General features: G+C 40.0%; 12 protein-coding genes and 1 pseudogene. 7 read left to right on the top strand and 6 right to left on the bottom strand.

Annotation, left to right across the window (positions count from 1 at the left end; genetic code table 11):
• Nucleotides 1–123: 123 nt before the first annotated feature.
• Nucleotides 124–489: a DUF4870 domain-containing protein gene (locus tag L654_RS0103420; RefSeq protein ID WP_007580507.1), complete on the bottom strand. Its 366-nt coding sequence runs from the start codon at nucleotides 487–489 to the stop codon at nucleotides 124–126.
• 184 nt (nucleotides 490–673) lie between these two features.
• On the opposite strand from L654_RS0103420, the pseudogene L654_RS01000000125405 reads away from it, so the two are divergent.
• The 4 genes and pseudogenes from L654_RS01000000125405 to L654_RS0103400 all read left to right on the top strand — a co-directional run bounded on the left by L654_RS01000000125405 (nucleotide 674) and on the right by L654_RS0103400 (nucleotide 4381).
• Nucleotides 674–1350, top strand: a pseudogene (locus L654_RS01000000125405) (spondin domain-containing protein).
• Nucleotides 1351–1360: 10 nt separating this feature from the next.
• Nucleotides 1361–2095, top strand: a complete 735-nt coding sequence (locus tag L654_RS0103410) for a spondin domain-containing protein (RefSeq protein ID WP_024607274.1) — start codon at nucleotides 1361–1363, stop codon at nucleotides 2093–2095.
• Between the two features lie 62 nt (nucleotides 2096–2157).
• Nucleotides 2158–2883: a response regulator transcription factor gene (locus L654_RS0103405; protein ID WP_007580488.1), complete on the top strand. Its 726-nt coding sequence runs from the start codon at nucleotides 2158–2160 to the stop codon at nucleotides 2881–2883.
• A 10-nt stretch (nucleotides 2884–2893) separates the two neighbouring features.
• Nucleotides 2894–4381: a HAMP domain-containing sensor histidine kinase gene (locus L654_RS0103400; protein WP_024607273.1), complete on the top strand. Its 1488-nt coding sequence runs from the start codon at nucleotides 2894–2896 to the stop codon at nucleotides 4379–4381.
• Nucleotides 4382–4423: 42 nt separating this feature from the next.
• On the opposite strand, the gene L654_RS0103395 is transcribed toward L654_RS0103400, so the two are convergent.
• Nucleotides 4424–6598 (bottom strand): oligopeptidase B, encoded by a 2175-nt coding sequence (locus L654_RS0103395; RefSeq protein WP_024607272.1) that lies wholly within the window; start codon nucleotides 6596–6598, stop codon nucleotides 4424–4426.
• 191 nt (nucleotides 6599–6789) lie between these two features.
• Between L654_RS0103395 and L654_RS0103390 the strand changes: the two genes are divergently transcribed.
• Nucleotides 6790–7260, top strand: coding sequence for a DUF2721 domain-containing protein (locus tag L654_RS0103390; RefSeq protein ID WP_024589627.1), 471 nt, complete (start codon nucleotides 6790–6792; stop codon nucleotides 7258–7260).
• Nucleotides 7261–7334: 74 nt separating this feature from the next.
• On the opposite strand, the gene L654_RS0103385 is transcribed toward L654_RS0103390, so the two are convergent.
• Complete coding sequence (locus L654_RS0103385; RefSeq protein ID WP_024589626.1) at nucleotides 7335–7868, bottom strand: hypothetical protein; 534 nt, start codon at nucleotides 7866–7868, stop codon at nucleotides 7335–7337.
• An 11-nt stretch (nucleotides 7869–7879) separates the two neighbouring features.
• Nucleotides 7880–10213 (bottom strand): S8 family serine peptidase, encoded by a 2334-nt coding sequence (locus L654_RS0103380; protein ID WP_024607271.1) that lies wholly within the window; start codon nucleotides 10211–10213, stop codon nucleotides 7880–7882.
• A gap of 226 nt (nucleotides 10214–10439) precedes the next feature.
• Here L654_RS0103380 and L654_RS0103375 point away from each other — a divergent pair, with 226 nt between their 5' ends.
• Nucleotides 10440–10892: a cytochrome c gene (locus L654_RS0103375; RefSeq protein WP_024598794.1), complete on the top strand. Its 453-nt coding sequence runs from the start codon at nucleotides 10440–10442 to the stop codon at nucleotides 10890–10892.
• A gap of 89 nt (nucleotides 10893–10981) precedes the next feature.
• Here L654_RS0103375 and L654_RS0103370 read toward each other — a convergent pair whose 3' ends face one another.
• Together L654_RS0103370 and L654_RS0103365 are read right to left on the bottom strand one after the other, a co-directional pair.
• Nucleotides 10982–14104, bottom strand: coding sequence for an efflux RND transporter permease subunit (locus tag L654_RS0103370; protein ID WP_024592632.1), 3123 nt, complete (start codon nucleotides 14102–14104; stop codon nucleotides 10982–10984).
• Between the two features lie 12 nt (nucleotides 14105–14116).
• Nucleotides 14117–15295, bottom strand: coding sequence for an efflux RND transporter periplasmic adaptor subunit (locus L654_RS0103365; RefSeq protein ID WP_007580481.1), 1179 nt, complete (start codon nucleotides 15293–15295; stop codon nucleotides 14117–14119).
• Between the two features lie 287 nt (nucleotides 15296–15582).
• On the opposite strand from L654_RS0103365, the gene L654_RS0103360 reads away from it, so the two are divergent.
• On the top strand, nucleotides 15583–18090 hold the full coding sequence (locus L654_RS0103360) for a zinc-dependent metalloprotease (RefSeq protein ID WP_024607270.1): 2508 nt from the start codon (nucleotides 15583–15585) through the stop codon (nucleotides 18088–18090).
• Nucleotides 18091–18123 lie beyond the last annotated feature (33 nt).

Below are 18123 nucleotides of genomic sequence, written 5' to 3'. Positions count from 1 at the left end.
ACGTTAAAAATTATTTATATAGAACAACTATGTATCATAATTTTAGCCTTGTTATTGAGCTATTTTCTTATCGCTATAATAGATCACTAATTTAATGCAATTGGTATAAAAATAACTGAGGTTTTATTTTATCAAATTTAAACTAAACGGGTAATTAAACTCTTTACCTTCGTTAGCTTTAATACTCGCCATTACAACCATTACAAACCCAAAAATTGCCACTATAGGTAGTAATATTAAGCCTACTGCTACAAACATCAGTAAAAAACAAACTACATATGCAATTGCCATCGTTATTTGAAAGTTAAGCGCCTTTTTACCGTGCACGTCAACAACTGGCATCTCATCTCTTTTAATTAACCACACAATTAATGGCCCAATTATTGAGCCAAACGGCACAATAAATCCGGCAAGCGCACTCAAATGGCATAACATAGCCCACATACGGTCATCTTTATTAACTGGTTCAACCTGTTGATTTTCTTCCATAACACTCTCCTTTTTGTTTTATGTATGTTGCCTCTTAACTAAACAAATGTCTACAAATCAACCAACGTATTTGTATTTAAAAATCACAGCGTAAAATCTTGTGATAAAAAAGTGATAAGTTTGTGAGAGTTTCTGGAGACGATTATTCAATACTAAACTCGAATCATCACTTACAGGAATAATAATGAAAACTTCTACATTAACAATTGCAATTCTTTTAGCGGCAGCTAGCCAATCGACTATGGCCGCAGAATTAGACCTAAAAGTTACTAACCTAACCAAGGGTATTCACTTTACTCCACTGTTAATTACAGCACACAACAGCGAAGACACACTATTTGAAGTCGCAACAGAGGCATCTACAGCATTACAAACAATGGCTGAAGGCGGCAATATTGCAGAGCTAGTTGCACAAGCAACTGCAGCGGGCAGTGATATGGCTGNCCAGCCGCATCTACAACGGCAACACTTACCACTACCGACGGTAACGAGTACCTATCTTTAACTGCAATGATGCTACCAACTAATGATGGCTTTGTAGGCTTAAACAGCTGGAAAATCCCAACAGAAGCGGGTACTTACACAATTAATTTAAATGCTTACGATGCAGGCACAGAACAAAACAATGAGCTTGTAGTTGAAGGCTCTGGCGCTCCAGGTACTCCGGGGATTCCTGCGGCTCCAGGTGGCGACGCTGGCACTGGCGGTACAGGTATATTAAGTGGTGATACAAATACAAGCATCCATATTCACCCAGGTAGCTTAGGTGATGACGATTTAGAAGCGGGTAATAGCGATTTAAGTAATACAGTACACAGATGGTTAAACCCAGTAGCGCAATTAACCGTTACAGTTAAGTAGGAGCATGATTATGTCATCTGCTAACAACCTTAAAAAAAGTCTACTAGTGCTTGCACTTGCAACCACACTTGCAGCGTGTAGCGATAATGATAACGACCCAGTGGTTGAAGAGCCGGTCGTTGTTGAGCCAATTGTTGTAGAACCTGTGATCAGTGAGTTTACTATTACTTTTAGTAACTTAACTGCAGGACAGCCTTTGTCACCACTCTCTGTCATTGCTTTTGAAGATGAAGCACCTTGGACATTCGGCACAACAGCTTCTGTTGGTTTAGAAATGCTTGCAGAAAGCGGTGCAAATGAAGAATACCTCAGCTACGAAAGTGCACTTGCTGCAGTTTCAGCTGAAGGCGCTATTGGCCCTGGTGAAACCACCACAGTAATCATTACTGTTGAAGAGCAAGAAACGCTTAATTTGTCATTTGCTGCCATGCTTGGGAATACAAATGATGCTTTTACCGGTCTTAGTTCTTTAGATGTATCAACATTAGAAGTTGGCGGTTCGTTATCACGCACTACGACTGCTTATGATGCGGGTACGGAAGCAAATACAGAAACAGCTGAAACTGTGCCAGGTCCTGCCGCTAGCGGTGAAGGGTTTAACGAAATACGTGACGATACAGCCGATATAATAACGATGCATCCAGGCATTGTTTCAAATCAAGATGGATTATCTACATCAGCACTTGGTGTTGAACATAAGTTTGATAACCCAGTATCGAAAATAGTAATTACGCGCACGCAGTAACGTTCCAGCTTGTAATGGGGAAGTAAGGGAGCACGGATGCCCCCCTTTTTACGAGGTAATACATGCGTCACGAAAAAATATTAGTAGTAGAAGATGACAGAGAAATAGGTAAGTTAATTACCACGCAGCTAACGTCGCTTAACTTACATGTTGATCATGTTGTAAGCGCAGAACTTGCCTTAAAAAAAATAGCTAAGCATCCCTACGGACTTATTTTACTCGATATAAACTTACCCCAAATGGATGGTTTGAGCTTATGCCGAAAAATAAAAGAGCATTACCCAACTACCTCCGTAATTTTACTCACCGCGCTGAGTAGCGATATGGACAGAGTTATTGGCCTTGAAATGGGCGCCGATGATTATATTTGTAAACCCTTTTTTGCACGCGAATTACAAGCCAGAGTAAAAACCCAATTACGCCACAGAGCACAGCTACTCGCTAGCCAAAATAACGACAACTCCCCCGTTGATAGCGAACAAACACTAAATGTAGGCTCACTCAATATAGAATTTAGTTCGCACCAAGTGTATTTAGGCAAGCAAGCCCTTAACCTTACCGCCACCGAATTTGATTTACTCGTTTACTTTGCACGCCATCCTAATCATGTTTTTAGTCGTCAGCAATTACTCGATAAAGTATGGGGTTACCAACACAGTGGTTACGAGCACACGGTTAATTCACATATAAACCGCTTACGTGCCAAGCTAGAAGAACACCAACAAGCGCCTATCATCGAAACAGTTTGGGGTGTTGGTTACAAACTAAACCCTAGCCAACTCAATTAAGACACCTATTATGAAATTATCTTTGTATCAAAAATTAGCTATATCGCTAGTCGTAATTTTTTGTTTTATTTGCGCCCTAGTTTACGGCTGGAGCAAGCAATTAGAACTGACTTCAAAACACCACGCCGAACAAAATCTGCACTTAGCGTTAGCGGAACATTTAGTACAAGATAACCCACTAATAAAAGAAGGTGTTTACGACTATAAAGCGCTTGAAAACCTCTTTCATACCTTGATGTTATTAGGCCCTGCGTTTGAATTTTATTTTGTAGACGAAACCGGAAAAATTCTTACTTACTCAGCAAAACCGGGTAAAGTTAAACGTACGCATATTAGTTTAACGCCTTTAAAAAAGCTGATTAACAACCCAAGCGCTGCACCTATTTATGGTGACAATCCTCGTAATAAAGAGCAGCAAAAAATATTTTCAGCCGCGCCAGTATTTAATCACGATAAGTTACAAGGCTATTTATATGTAATTATTGGTGGCGAAGCTTACGACACCTCATTAAGCACTGTAAAAAATAATGACAAGTTATGGCTAGCCGCTTTATGGCTTGGCTCTGCACTCGCATTTTTATTTATTGCGATGCTAATTTTACTACGTTTTTTTACCAACCCAATTCAGCGCTTAGCACGCGATGTTAGTAATATTGAAGCCGCTAACTACAGCCTTACCGACACCAAGCTAAGTAACTATTCAACGCAAAAAAGTAACGAAGTGCATAGTTTAGGGCGAAGTATTCAAGCCATGTTAACGCGTATTAATGAGCAGTTTAAAGCGCTTGAACAAGGCGATAAACAACGCAAAGAGTTGCTAACTCATCTATCGCACGACCTACGTACACCACTTGCTTCACTGCAGGGGTTTTTAGAAGTATTAAATCAGTCAGGCGAGCAGCTAAGTAAAAAAGAGCAGCAAGAATACTTGCAGGTATCGCTTAATAATTGCGGGCAATTAAAGCTACTCATAGAGCAAATATTTGAGCTTGCTCACTTAGAAAATGGCGAAATAAGTATAAATAAAGAAACCTTTAATTTAGGTGAACTCATTTACGATTGCATGGCAAAATTTAGTTTAGCCGTTGACAAAAAAGGCATTAGTTTGTCGGTAGAACCTGCGATTTGTGATTTTCCTGTGGTTGCCGATATAGCTAAATTAGAGCGCGTGTTAAGTAACTTAATTGATAATGCAATTAGGCATACCCCTCGCGGCGGCAGCATTGCAGTACATGTAAAACGCAGTGACGATAATCAACTATTTGTGCATGTATCAGACACGGGCGTAGGCATAAAAGAAGATGAGCTGAATGCTATTTTTGATCCGCACTACCAAGCAAGTAATTCTAATAAAGAAGGGCGCCAGCAAGGTGGTTTAGGATTGGCTATTTGCAGAGGGTTATTAAAACTGATGGATAGCGAAATTTACGTACAAAGTGAAATTGGTAAAGGCACTATGTTTAGCTTTAACTTGCCACAAAAAAAGGTGCTTTCTTAAAAAGCACCTTACATTTTTGTTTATTTTAAATATATAAATTAATTACTTTTTAATACCCGCTAAATCAAGCATAAATGCATAGTTTAGCGCGGTATCTTCTAAGCGCTTAAAGCGACCCGATGCGCCGCCGTGCCCTGCTTCCATATCTATTTTAAACAGTAACTTATTGTCATCAGTTTTATAGTCACGCAGCTTAGCAACCCATTTTGCAGGTTCAAAGTATTGAACTTGTGAATCGTGCAAGCCAGTCGTTACCAACATATTAGGATATGCTTGCTTAGATACTTGGTCGTATGGCGAGTAAGACAGCATGTAATCGTAATACGCTTTTTCGTTCGGATTACCCCACTCGCCGTATTCATTTGTTGTAAGCGGAATGCTCGCATCAAGCATCGTTGTTACTACATCTACAAACGGTACCGCAGCAACCATGCCTTTATAAAGCTCAGGCGCTTGGTTTGCTACTGCGCCCATTAATAAGCCACCAGCACTGCCACCTAACGCAAATATTTCATCTTTTGCGCCATACTTTTGAGAAACCAATGCTTTGGTTACGTCAACAAAGTCGTTAAATGTATTCTTTTTAGTTAGTAGCTTGCCGTCTTCGTACCAAGGACGACCTAGCATTTGCGATCCACGTACATGGGCAATTGCAAATACAAAGCCACGGTCTAACAAGCTCAAACGTGAGCTTGAGAACGTTGGATCCATGGTTGCGCCATAAGAACCGTAACCATATTGCAGTAGCGGGTTAGTGCCATCTTTTTTAAACGCATCTTTACGGTAAACTAAGCTTACCGGTACTTTTATGCCATCACGTGCTGTTACAAAAATACGCTCTGAAGCGTAATTGTCAGCATCAAAATCACCTAACACAACCTGTTGCTTAAGAAGCGTTTTATCGCCAGTCGCTAAATCTACATCGTACGATGAGCTTGGAGTGGTCATGCTTGTGTAGTAAACACGTAACGTGCTGCTATCTATATCGTTATTGCCATAAGTACCAATTGTATAAGCGCTATCGTTAAAGCTCAGTGGTAACTCTTTACCTGTTTTTAAATCACGCGCAATCAACTTTGATTGGCCCATTTCACGTTCTTGGTAAACTAAGTAGTTATTAAATAAATCAATGCCTTCGAGTTTAATATCATCGCGTGCAGGGATCACACTTTGCCAATTAGCCTTGTCGCCTGCTTTATCAATATCAACTTTCATCAGCTGAAAATTTACAGCATCTAAGTTAGTTACAATGTAGTAAGTATTCCCTAGCTTCGAAATATCATATTCAAGCCCTGCTTCGCGCTCAATTAAGCGTTTAGGCATTGCCTTAGTATCATCAGCACTTAATACAGATACGCCTGATGCAGCCGTGCTACTGTGCCAAATATAAATCTCTGACTCATCTTTGCTTTTACTCATACCCATGTAGTAACTGGTATCAGTTTCTTCGTAAATTAGCTTATCATCAGCTTGCGATGTACCTAATGTATGACGATACACTTGGTAACCTAATAGAGTTTGTAAATCTTTTTTAATGTAGTAAACCGTTTTATTATCGTTTGCCCACACAATGCCACCGTTGGTGCCTTCAAGTGTGTCTTCGAGTAATTTACCGGTAGTTAAATCTTTTATTTTTACGCTATAAATACGACGGCTAACAGTATCTTCGCCATAAGCCATTAAATTGCCATTCGGGCTTACATCTAAACCACTTACTGCATAATAATCATGGCCTTTCGCAAGCTCATTTACATCTAAAATAACTTGCTGATCTGTACCTGCAAAATCGCTGCTGCGTAAGTAAGTAGTGTACTCGTTATCGCCACGTGTTTGCGTTGAGTAAAAATAATCACCGTTTTTAACTGGGACTGAATCATCGTCTTTTTGAATACGCCCTTTTAGCTCTTCAAACAACTCACTTTGCAGCGTTTTAGTATGTGCGAGCATTGCATCAGTGTATGTATTTTCAGCTTCTAAATAGTTAATTACCTCTGGTGCTTTACGTTCATCATCACGCAGCCAATAGTAATCATCTATACGAGTGTCACCATGAATAGTCATTTCATGTGGCACTTTTTTAGCAACCGGGGCAACAGCTTGGACTACTTGAACCGTTTTAACTTGTGTATTACTTTTTTTGGTTTCTTCAGGGGCTTGATTACAGCCACTTAAAATAGCGAGTGATAGTGCTGCGAGTGCGAATGGAGTACGTTTCATCAGTCAAAGTCCTTGTTGTATTTTTATTTTTTATTAAGTAATTAAATATACCTAAAAATAACCTGTGTTGTGATTTAGTTTGTGAAGCTATGTAAAGTAAATCAACGTAATTCCTCTTTTCTTAATAAGCCTACATCAGGTACTCTGTAGATATATAAATCACTTTTAAGCTCAACTGATTAAGGGTAGTAATGAATAGCGAAGTAATTAACATTTTAACTATGGCAAAAGTAATTCAAACGGCCGTTGCTCCCGTATTTTTAATCACAGGTATAGCAGCAACTTTAGGTGTTTTATCTAATCGCTTAGCACGAATTACCGACAGAGCACGCTTATTGGAGCGAAGATTAAAAGTAAATACAGATGATGATTTTAATAAGTCGCTAGCAACAGAACTCCGCGCTTTATTAAAAAGATCTCGATGTATACATATTGCTTTTAGTTTAAGTGTATTAAGTGCCTTACTTGTATGTGCTGTGGTTATGTTTTTATTCTTGTCGCACATTCAATCAATTAACTTAAGCGTGACCATTGCTTGTTGTTTTGTAGCTGCCATGGCGTTACTCATTTGTGCATTTATGTCGTTATTAGGCGAAGTATTTTTAGCAACGCGCAGCATGCGTCGCGGGATGATATTTGCAGATATTGATATAAACGATTAATTTTTTATAAAAAAACCCCGAGCAACTAATGTTGCTCGGGGTTTTTATTAAATAAGCTTATTTAATAAAATAACTTATTGTGCAGTATAAATCGTCTCTAGCACTTCAATTCTAGCTTCTTTAGCATAACCTGAAGCATTTAACTGCTCTGCTGCAACTAAAATATCTTGTCCATCATTCACTGCTAAAACGGCAATCTTAGTACCAGGAAATACAGACACCACTTTTAATCCAGCCGCTGCAGCAATGTCGCTAGCAGTAATACCATCTTTTAAAAGTACCGTAATATTACCTGATAAAGAACTTAAGTTATTAGTAAGAATATTACGAACTAATGACCCTTTAGTTACTACATCAGATGTACTTGCAACATTAACAACCGCCATGTCGCCTTTATGCATAACTACATGCTCATCGGCAGCAACACTTGATGGCACTAAGCGTAAATTTTTCTCTACTTTATAAGAACCAAAATCAGCTTTAGTATACTTTAAGCTAGATGCTTGCTTCTTTGGTAGTTGGAGCTCTTTATCAAAGCTTGTGTTTGCCGTAGCGCTTAAAGAAATACACGCAGCAGCACTTAATACGATTAATTTATTAACTTTCATTTTCATAATCCTTACTCTTGACCTGCGTGACCGAATGCGCGTAAAGACACACCCTCTAAAACACTTGCTGAACTATTATTGCTAATACCTACTACACCTAAACCATTGTCATCACCTTTACTAAGTGCATAGCTATCTGCGCTCGTATCTAGTAAACGAACTGTCCAAGTGCCTTTAGTCGACTCACCATAAAACGCATTTGAAAGCATTACTGCATCTTTTAGTATATAGCCAACACTCCAACTGCTAGTGAAACTATATGCTGGGTAGAATAAAGCTTGCTTAGATGACAGTAATACACTTCTTGTACCCGCTGGCGATGTAACTTCTATAGCTAAATCTGTTCCGGCTGAAGTTTGTGTACCATCGCTTAAGCCAAAGCCCATTTCAGCATTACTTACATCAAACTTAAACTGCATTGCTTCAATGCTTAGCTCTTCAGTCACTTCAATTTCTTGTGTAAGACCCGTTGCATTGTTATCTGGAATTTCTAGTGCAAGTGCGTCTTCAGCAATTACTGAACCAACACCGCTCCACTGAGTAATAACTTGTTCACCTAAAGCAACATCGTAAGCCTTTGCCATAGAAACCGCAGCTCCAGCATCAGCACGACCAAAACCATATAAGTTATTGAAGTTATAACCGGCAGAGTTTTCAATCCAACCGTCGTGAGCAACAAATTCGCCTTCACCAACTGTTAATTTAACAGCAGCATTATCTGCATCAATTAAAGTGCTAGTTGATGCAAGGATATGGCGAACGTCACGCCATGTTAAATCTGGATTAGCCGAAAGAATTAACGATACCACACCCGATGCATTTGGCGCAGCAGATGATGTACCATTAAACGTTGAAGTATAGTTACAGCTTGCATTGTCTGCATGGCCTGGGTAGTTAAATGGATATTGACTTGCAGCAAACTCTTCACCATAAGCAGCAGCCCATGCTGCAATAGAACCACCATTGAAACCTGAATAACCATTAATACAAGTCATTTGATCTGTTGTTACCATTGCAGGTGCAAAACGACCATACTCACCCGCTGGAGCCGACACCATTACGTTAGCACCCGCTGTAGAATAGCTAGTATGTTTACCATTAGCATTTACTGCAGCAACACTTAAATAATAAGGGTGGCCTTGGCTTGGCTCAAAAGCGCCATTATAACAAGTTAAACCTAAGTCATTTGCACCATTGTCAGCACATAAAGAACCTTCATCGCCACCGTCTTCAAATGAGTTACCGCTAGATTTCATATTTAGCGCACCTTTACCGTCACGAAGGTTAAGGTTAGGGTAAGACTCAATTGCCTCATCTAGCTCTGAATAACCGATAAACGTAGGGAACGTAATACCGTAACTACGGTTAAAGGCTGAAATATTTTCAGACGTACTAATACCACTACCAGGGAAGCCATGAGCAAGTAAATCAGTTTGTGCTACTTTATCTCCACCAAGGTAGTTCATACCGATTAAGCCTGCATCAGGTGCAACACCACGGCCGCCTTTGCCATTCCAACCTTTTGCTGCAATTAAGCCGGCAACACTTGTTCCGTGGTCACCACTGTTTGATGTACTTGTAGGGTCTGTACGATCTAGCGCTTCAGCGTTAAGGTTTAAAGAACGATTTGGTAATACGTTATCTACTAAATCTTCGTGGCGAATTTCCATGCCCGAGTCAACAACAACAGCAGTTACACCAGCTCCTGTAACGCCTTGAGCATAAGCGGCTGTTACATTCATATCTTCACCAGCAACCAAACCTGTAGCTTCTGCATTAGCAAAACTAGCATCAACACTTGCTTGCGCTTCTTCTTCTGTATCGCCAAATAGATTTACATATAAATTAACTAAGCCCTGCTTCATTTCATCGCTTAATGAGTATGCTTTTTGGCCTGTATTATTTAGGTGCCATTGTTGATTTGCTAATGGGTCACCAACAACTCCTGAAATGTTTATTTGCGCAGAAGCCGTTTTACTATTTGCGTTTACAGTGTAATCAATAACTGCATCATCATCCGTCATTGGAACATAAGTAAATGATGTTCCCTCTACAGTTAGAGTACCGTGACTAAATGTGAATACGCCATCTTCTGCAATCACTTCTTCACCGTTTTCAGTGAAGCTAAATGTAAGTGCATCGCCATCGTTATCGCTGGCTTTAAATTCTGCAGTAACAGGGATCCATTGTTTTAAGTCTACAACAACTACATCGCTCGCTTTAGGAGCTACGTCAGTAACTAATGGTACGCTACTTTTATTATCGTCATCACTACTTCCACAACCAGAAAGTGATACCACTATTGCAGCAGACAATGCTGACATTTTAAAAATATTATTTTTCATAAACTCTCTTTGTTAGTTATTTTTATGATGGGGGGGAAGTTACACAACAGGAATCAAAATAACAACGAGGTGTTTACAGTCATTAACAATAAAGACAATAGATGTAACGATAGGGTAATCGTTGTATGCTTAGTTAAAGAAACAATTATTAAGCACATATATTAACTTGAACATTCAAAGAAGCTAATATAGAACAGGATTAACAATTACTTTAAAAGGGGCAAACATGAAATTGAAAAAAGTATTAGCAGGTATAGCATTAGCTACATGTGCACTTAGCGTATCGGCAAATTCTGCATTTAAAGAACCAAGTGACGCGATTGAATACCGCCAAGCAGCGTTTTCAATGATCTCAGTACAAATTGGTGACATGGGCGCAATGCTAAAAGGTAAAGTACCTTTTGACGCAGAGCAATTTAAAATGCGTGCTAACAACGCTGCTGCACTTTCAAAAATGCCATGGGAAGCGTTTTACGAAGGGACAGATAAAGGCGACACAGCTGCACTTGCTGCTGTTTGGGCCGAAAATGCAACCTTTGTTGAAAAAGCGAATGCTTTTGCAGCAAATGCAGATAAGCTAGCGTTAGCAGCCCAATCGGGCGATAAAGCCGTAATTGGTAAAGCTTTTGGCGCATGGGCTAAAGGCTGTAAAGATTGCCATAAGCAATTTAAAGATTAATTATTGTTGTAGCCAGTTTAACAACAATAAATAGATAATAAAAAAGCACTGAGCGTTAATAACGGTCAGTGCTTTTTTATGCTTTATATTTACGAGACTTTAGCAGCTCGGCTTTTAAAAGGGCGCTTAAATAACGCACCAATATCGCCTAGAATAATATATAAACACGGTACTAATATAAGCGTTATTAACGTTGCAAACATAACAGCAAAGCCAAGTGCTACTGCCATAGGTATTACAAACTTAGCCTGCAGGCTTGTTTCAAACATAATAGGTAATACACCAGCAAAGGTTGTTATAGACGTTAATAGTATTGCTCTAAAGCGGGCACAACCGGCTTCTATTACTGCATTTTTAACGCTAACACCTTCGCGGCGAACTTGGTTTACATAATCTGTCATTACAAGTGAATCATTTATAACAACACCTGCTGCGGCAATTAAGCCAAATCCCGACATTAAGCTCATATCTAAATCAAACCAGTAATGACCCCAAATAGCCCCGGTTAAACTAAACGGAATAACCGACATTACAATAAGCGGTTGTGAGTAGCTTTTAAGCGGCACAGCTAGCAGTATGTATACTAAAATCATTCCGCCAATAAAAAACATTATTTGCTCATTAGCTTGAGCTTGCTGCTCTTCTATTGCGCCACCAAGCTCTGATTTAACACTTGGGAATTCTTCTATTAGCTGTGGCAGTAGATTTTCTTTTACTTGCTTAACCACTTCGCCTGGCTCAATTTGCTCTTCATCAATATTGCCATAAACATACACGGTACGGTAACCGCCTTCGCGGCGTATATAGCTAATACCTGGCGTTTCTGTTAGCTCTACTACATCACCAAGAAGTACTTCTCGCCCTTGTGGGGTAGTAACAACGGTGTGTTTAAGCGATGAAAATGCTTCGCGAGTCAGTTTAGGGTAACGTACCATGACGCGTACTTCTTCGCCGTTTCGGATTACGCGCTGCGCTTCGCCACCATAAAAACTGGCTCCCACTTGATTTGCAATACCTGCCAAATCTAAGCCTAAATCGTAAGCAACAGGTTTAAGGCTCATTTGCACTTCTTTGCTTGCCGGATCTATGGTTGAGCTAATATCAAACAACCCTTTTTGCTGTTGAAGTAATTGAATAAAACGACGACCCGCTTGATTTAAAGTATCTATGTCTGAGCCATACAGTAAATAGCCAAACTCGCCGCCGCCATTACCACCGCCGCCACCAACATCGTCTTGAATAGTTAACGACTTAATACCAGCAATAGTCGGCATAGCCTCACGCCAGCGACGCGAAAGTTCAAATGCATTGTATGGACGTGAATCTTCGTCAACTAATGGAGCTAGTAACTGCGACTCGGTTCTGCCTTGATTAAATACCAATACATCACGAATAATCTTTTGCCCAAACTCACGTTCAGTTTCTTCATCGACTCTAAGTACCATAGCTTCTATTTCACGAATAGCAGCAATGGTTTGTAAGTCAGAAACGTTGTCGTTCATTTCTACTTGAATTTGTGGAAAGTCGTGCGGCACTTTAGGAGTTGGAACTGTACGTACTTTATTAGACGTAATAAGTGCAATACTGATTATAAACATTGCAATAAAAGCAAACAAAACAGTCCAGCGCCAATCAACACACTTAGCAATAAAACGTTTGTATGGGCCATTTACGAAACCAAAAAAGCGTGTATTGAAGCGATCGCGCCAACCACCTTTTTTAATCGGCGAAAAGTGCGTATGAGCAATGTGAGCTGGCAGTATCAGCTTTGATTCAATCAAACTAAATACTAAACACAGCATTACTACAACGGCTATACCATAAAAGAAGGCACTTTCTGGCCCGCTCGACATTGTGAATGGTGCAAATACAGCAATTGTTGTTAACACACCAAAGGTTGCAGGGGTCGCGACTCGGTTAGCGCCACGCACAACATTTTCTACACCACCGCCGCTTTTTTCAACTTCGGTGTAGGCAGCTTCCCCTATCACTATGGCATCATCCACCACTATGCCGAGCACCATTATAAAAGCGAATAACGAAATAATATTAATGCTAATGCCAAATAGTGGCATCATCATCATGGCCCCTAAAAAGCAAACAGGTAAGCCAATCATTACCCAAAGCGCTAGTTTAAAACGCAAGAATAACGACAACATAATTGCCACCAAAATGGCACCTTGAAACAGGTTAGCTTTCATCATATCAAGGCGAGCATTTAGGTAGTAGGTCATATCCATTAATGGCTCTAATCGAATACCTGGCGGTAGCTGCTTATTTTTTTGATCAATAAACGCTTTAACCGAATCCGCAACGGGAATCATGTTTTGCTCTTGCGTTGCTTTTACCGATAAATACACCGCGTTTTCGCCATTAAACTTAAAGTAGCGCTCACCTTCGGTAAATTGATCTTTAATAACTGCAATATCTTGCAGTAAAACTTTAGCGCCATACTCGCCAATTTTTACCGGAATTTGCCTAAACTCTTCACCCGAGTAAAACTGATTCTCGACGCGAACAGAAATAACACCTGCGTCTGTTTTTAGCTGCCCCGCCGAAAAGTTAGCTGAATAACGACGCACTGCATTCATTACATCACTAAGGGTTAGGTTATATTGACGCAGCGTATCGGGCTCTATTTCAATTGCTATTTCATCAAGAGGAACATCGTTTACCACTAACGACACGTTAGATAACTGTAGTAACTCATCCTCTATTTGGTTTGCTATAGGCTTAAGCTCTGTAAGTGGTAAATCAGCAACGAGCGTCATACCTATTACGTCTTGCCTAAACTCAACCTGACTTATGGTGACCGGTTCCATACCCGCCGGAAAAGTCGCAATGCCATCAACACGCAACTTTACTTTATCAAGCACATCGGTAAGTTTTGCATCGGTGTTTATTTCCAGGCTTGCTGTACCGCCATTTCTAAATGCGCGATATACGCCTTTTTTAATTTCGGTTATATCTTTAAGTGACTCTTCAACTTTTATAAGAATACTTTCTTCTATTTCCTGAGGAGAGGCACCTGGGTAATTAGCCTCAATATTAATGTAGTTAATCTCTACATTAGGAAACATTTGACGTTGAATCGTAAAGTAACTTATAGCCCCCATAATAATGATAAAAAACATCATTAAATTAGCGGCTACTGAATTATTAGCAAAGTAGGCAATTAGCCCTGTTTGTTTTTGTTGTATTGACTCGCTCATAACTATTACACCCTACAGCTGTTGCGTGTTTGAAGTGCTCGTTTCTGAGCTTTCAGGTTTTGCAGCTACACCTGCAATTTTAACCTGCATTCCTTTTTGCGGGTATTCAGGTAAAGTAATAACGAGTTTGTCATCGGCATTTAAACCGCTGCTAATATAAAAATACTCACCCTCTTCACGAATAACCGTTACTTTACGTGGCTCTAGCTCTTGGTTTTCGTTTACTACCCACACAGTTTGGTTGTTAACCAAAGCTTGCGGTAAACGGTAAATATTATTAAGCATTGCACCTGCAAAATTTACCTGTACGTAGCTGCCAAACTTAATGGCTGGTTGTATGTTTTTAAGACCGTATGGGTCTTCTATACGCACTACCAAACTGCTCATACGCGTAGCGTTATCAACAATCCCTAGGTCGCGGTCAATTACACCTTCACGGGTGAAGCTGTTTAGGCCCTTTTGAATAATCGTCGCGGTAATGCCTTTAATACGTTCTGGCAAAAAAACGCTATCGAACCCTGCTATAGGAATAATCACTTCAGCAGTTTCAATATTATTGAGCTCAGCAACTTGCGAACCCATAGTGACAAATTGACCAACACCTACATTTCGGCTAATAACCAATGCATCGTAAGGGGCTGTTACTTCACAATTATCTAAGTCACGTTGTGCACGTTTTAATGCAGCTTGCGCCGACTTTACAGATGCCTGCGCACTTAACACTTGAGGCTTACGTAAAAATAAGTCGGTACGCGCTTTACTTGGAAAACGCTTTGCTTCATCTGCGGCCACTTGAGCTTGGGCCTGCTCTTCAATCAAGCCTGCTTGTGCACGAGCAATTTCTGCCTCTGCAACAAGTACTGCTGCTTCGTAGTTGTCTTTTTCGATAGTGAATAACGTTTCACCGCGAGCAACGATGCCACCGGCTACAAAATTAGGATGCCAACTTAACACTTCACCCGACACCTGCGCCGAAAGCTGTGTACTTTCAAGAGGCTTTACTTCACCGTAGCTATTAATAATAACTTGATGATCGTTTGCAGCCACTGGCTCAACTTGCACTGTTGGACGAGTATCAATTACTTCTTTTTTTTCTGGCTCTTGTGCAATGGCATTTATTCCCATAAAGCCAACAACACCAACAATTAGCGCTACAAATGGAAAAACCCATCTAAGTGAATTTGTTTGCATATCCTATTATCCCCAAAATTCTATTAACGTCATAATACCAGAGCCATATGAAACATTAAGGTGACATTTGTAAGCAACTGTTGCAAATACATATAAACCACTGCTATTTAAGGCTATAAAAATAACTTTGCATGCAGCTCACCTCATTCGTTATATTTTGTTACAAACTTTTGTTTATTAATATCAGTTAATTAGCGTTGTACACTTAAATTTCGTCGCGAAGATGTGCGAAATTAAATTAATTTACGTACAGTCCAATTAAATTAACAAATATTAAAAGTCTCAAAATGAAATTAACGACCATCACCCTTGCGCTTAGCTTAGCGTTTGGCAGCCATGCATTTGCAGCCGATAAAAAAGACGAAAAAGAGCCAAAAACACTTAGCGAAATGATCAAAGGACAAACCGAATTTGCCGGTATATTTAGCCTTTATCAAGACGAAAAAACCGGTAAGCACCTTATGGTGATTAACGAGTCCCAACTTAATACGCCGTTTGTATATTTTGCGCACACTGTCGATGGCGTTACAGATGCAGGCCATTATCGTGGTTCGTACCGTGAAACTAAGTTAATTGAATTTAGAAAATACTTTGATCGTATCGATATCATTAGCAAAACACCTCGCTATAAATTTGACGAAAACAGTGCAATTTCAAAAGCGAGTGATGCCAATATTAGTGAAGCGGTACTTGCGAGCATTAAAATAGAAAAAGAAGAAGACGGTAAAATAGCATTCAACGTAAATAAGTTATTTTTAAGCGAAGCACTTCATAAAGTATCACCTACGCCAAATCCAGCTGATAAAAACGCTAAAAAGCGCTTTAAAGTAGGCAAGTTAGACGATAAAAAATCACGCATTATTAAACAGCGTCCATACCCTAATAATTTAGACGTGGTTGTTGATTACGTATTTACTAACCCAAGCCCAACGGTACGTGGCTCAAATGCAGTAAGCGACCCACGTAGCGTATCTGTAAAAGTTCAGCACTCGTTTGTTGCTCTACCTAGCAATAACTACGCACCACGTATGGATGATGCGCGCATTGGTTATTTTACAAATCAATTTGATCAAATGACATCTACCGATTGGGCACCTTATGAAGATGTTATAAAACGTTGGGATCTACAAAAGAAAGATCCTAGTGCAGCACTTTCAGAGCCAGTAAAACCAATTACTTGGTGGATAGAAAACACCACACCTATCCAATGGCGCGATACTATTCGTGACGCTGTTTTAACGTGGAATACTTCTTTTGAAAAAGCCGGTTTTAAAAATGCCTTAGAGGTAAAAGTACAACCAGATGATGCAGACTGGGATGCGGGCGATATTAATTACAACGTACTGCGTTGGACTTCGTCACCTAAGCCTCCATTTGGCGGATACGGTCCAGCACTTGCTAACCCATTAACAGGCGAAATACTGGGCTCAGACATTATGCTTGAGTTTGTATTTATGAAAAACCGTTGGATTTACGACACACTTTTCACTCAAGGAACAATGAGCCACGGTGAAGCAACAAATACCGGTGAGCTAAATTGCTCACTAGGGCATGAGATTCAACAAAATCTAATGCTTGCCAAAGGTCTTGCTAGCGGCGACAAAATTGAAGATAAAGAAATGCTTCGCCAAGGTCTAACGCAATTGGTACTTCACGAAGTTGGCCATACTTTAGGTCTTAACCACAATATGAAATCATCTATTTTGTGGGATGAAAAAGAAGTACACGACAAAAACAAAACCCAAGGCATAGTAACCGGTTCTGTTATGGATTATGCACCAGCTAACATTGCCCCAATTGGTAAGCAGCAAGGTGATATTTTTCAAACAAAACCAGGCCCTTACGATGATTGGGCTATTAACTATGGCTACAGCGTAGCACTTGCAGATGAAGCTGCTGAGCAAGCTCGACTTGAAAAAATACTTGCTCGTTCAAGTGAACATGCCCTTGCCTTTGGTAACGATGCAGACGATATGCGCGCACCAGGTCGCCATATCGATCCACGTGTCATGATTGGTGATCTGTCGTCAAATCCTGCGGCCTATGGCGCAGATCGTATGGCGTTAATTAATAAATTATTTACTGAGCTAAAAGATAAAGCAACGGTTAAAGGTGAGTCTTACCAACAGCTTGTTACCTCTGCTAATAGCTTATTTGGTCAATACCGAGCTCAAGCAGGTGTTGTTTCTCGCCAAATTGGTGGTGTGTACGTTGAGCGTGCTGTAGTGGGTGATGCAAACGCAGATAAACCATTTACACCGGTATCTCTTGAACGTCAAACACAAGCGATGGATATATTAGCCAAGTTTGTATTTGCACCAGACGTACTACAAAACATGCAACCTCTATATAGCTACTTGCAACTGCAACGTCGTGGCTTTAATCACTTTGGTAAAAATGAAGACCCTAAAGCACACAAAATGATTTTAGGTATGCAAAAGTCTGTACTTGCGCAGCTATTACACCCAGCCGTATTACTGCGTATTTCTGATACTGCTTTGTACGGCAATGAATATAGCCTAACTCAGTTTATGCAAGATTTAACCGCTAATATTTTTGTGAAAAGCAAAGACGCAAATTCTATTAGTCACAACTTACAAATTGAGTATGTTAATCAGCTAATCGCAATTGCAGGTCTTGGCAAAGCAAGTAAGTACGATAACTTAGCTAAAACAGCTGCGTTATATCAGCTAACTCAAATAGCCGATACCAGCACTGCTTGGGGTGCAGATACAGCAACTAAAGCGCATAAAAAATATATTGATCGCTTAATTGCAAAAGCGCTAGAAGCGTAAAATATCTCTGCCAATTGAGTAAACCAAGGCCAC

Origin of the sequence: Pseudoalteromonas sp. TAB23 (genome assembly GCF_000498075.1) — a bacterium.
GTDB classification, from domain to species: domain Bacteria; phylum Pseudomonadota; class Gammaproteobacteria; order Enterobacterales; family Alteromonadaceae; genus Pseudoalteromonas; species Pseudoalteromonas arctica.
Note: the sequence above shows the minus strand (reverse complement) of the source record. Positions and strands in the feature narration are given on the sequence as shown.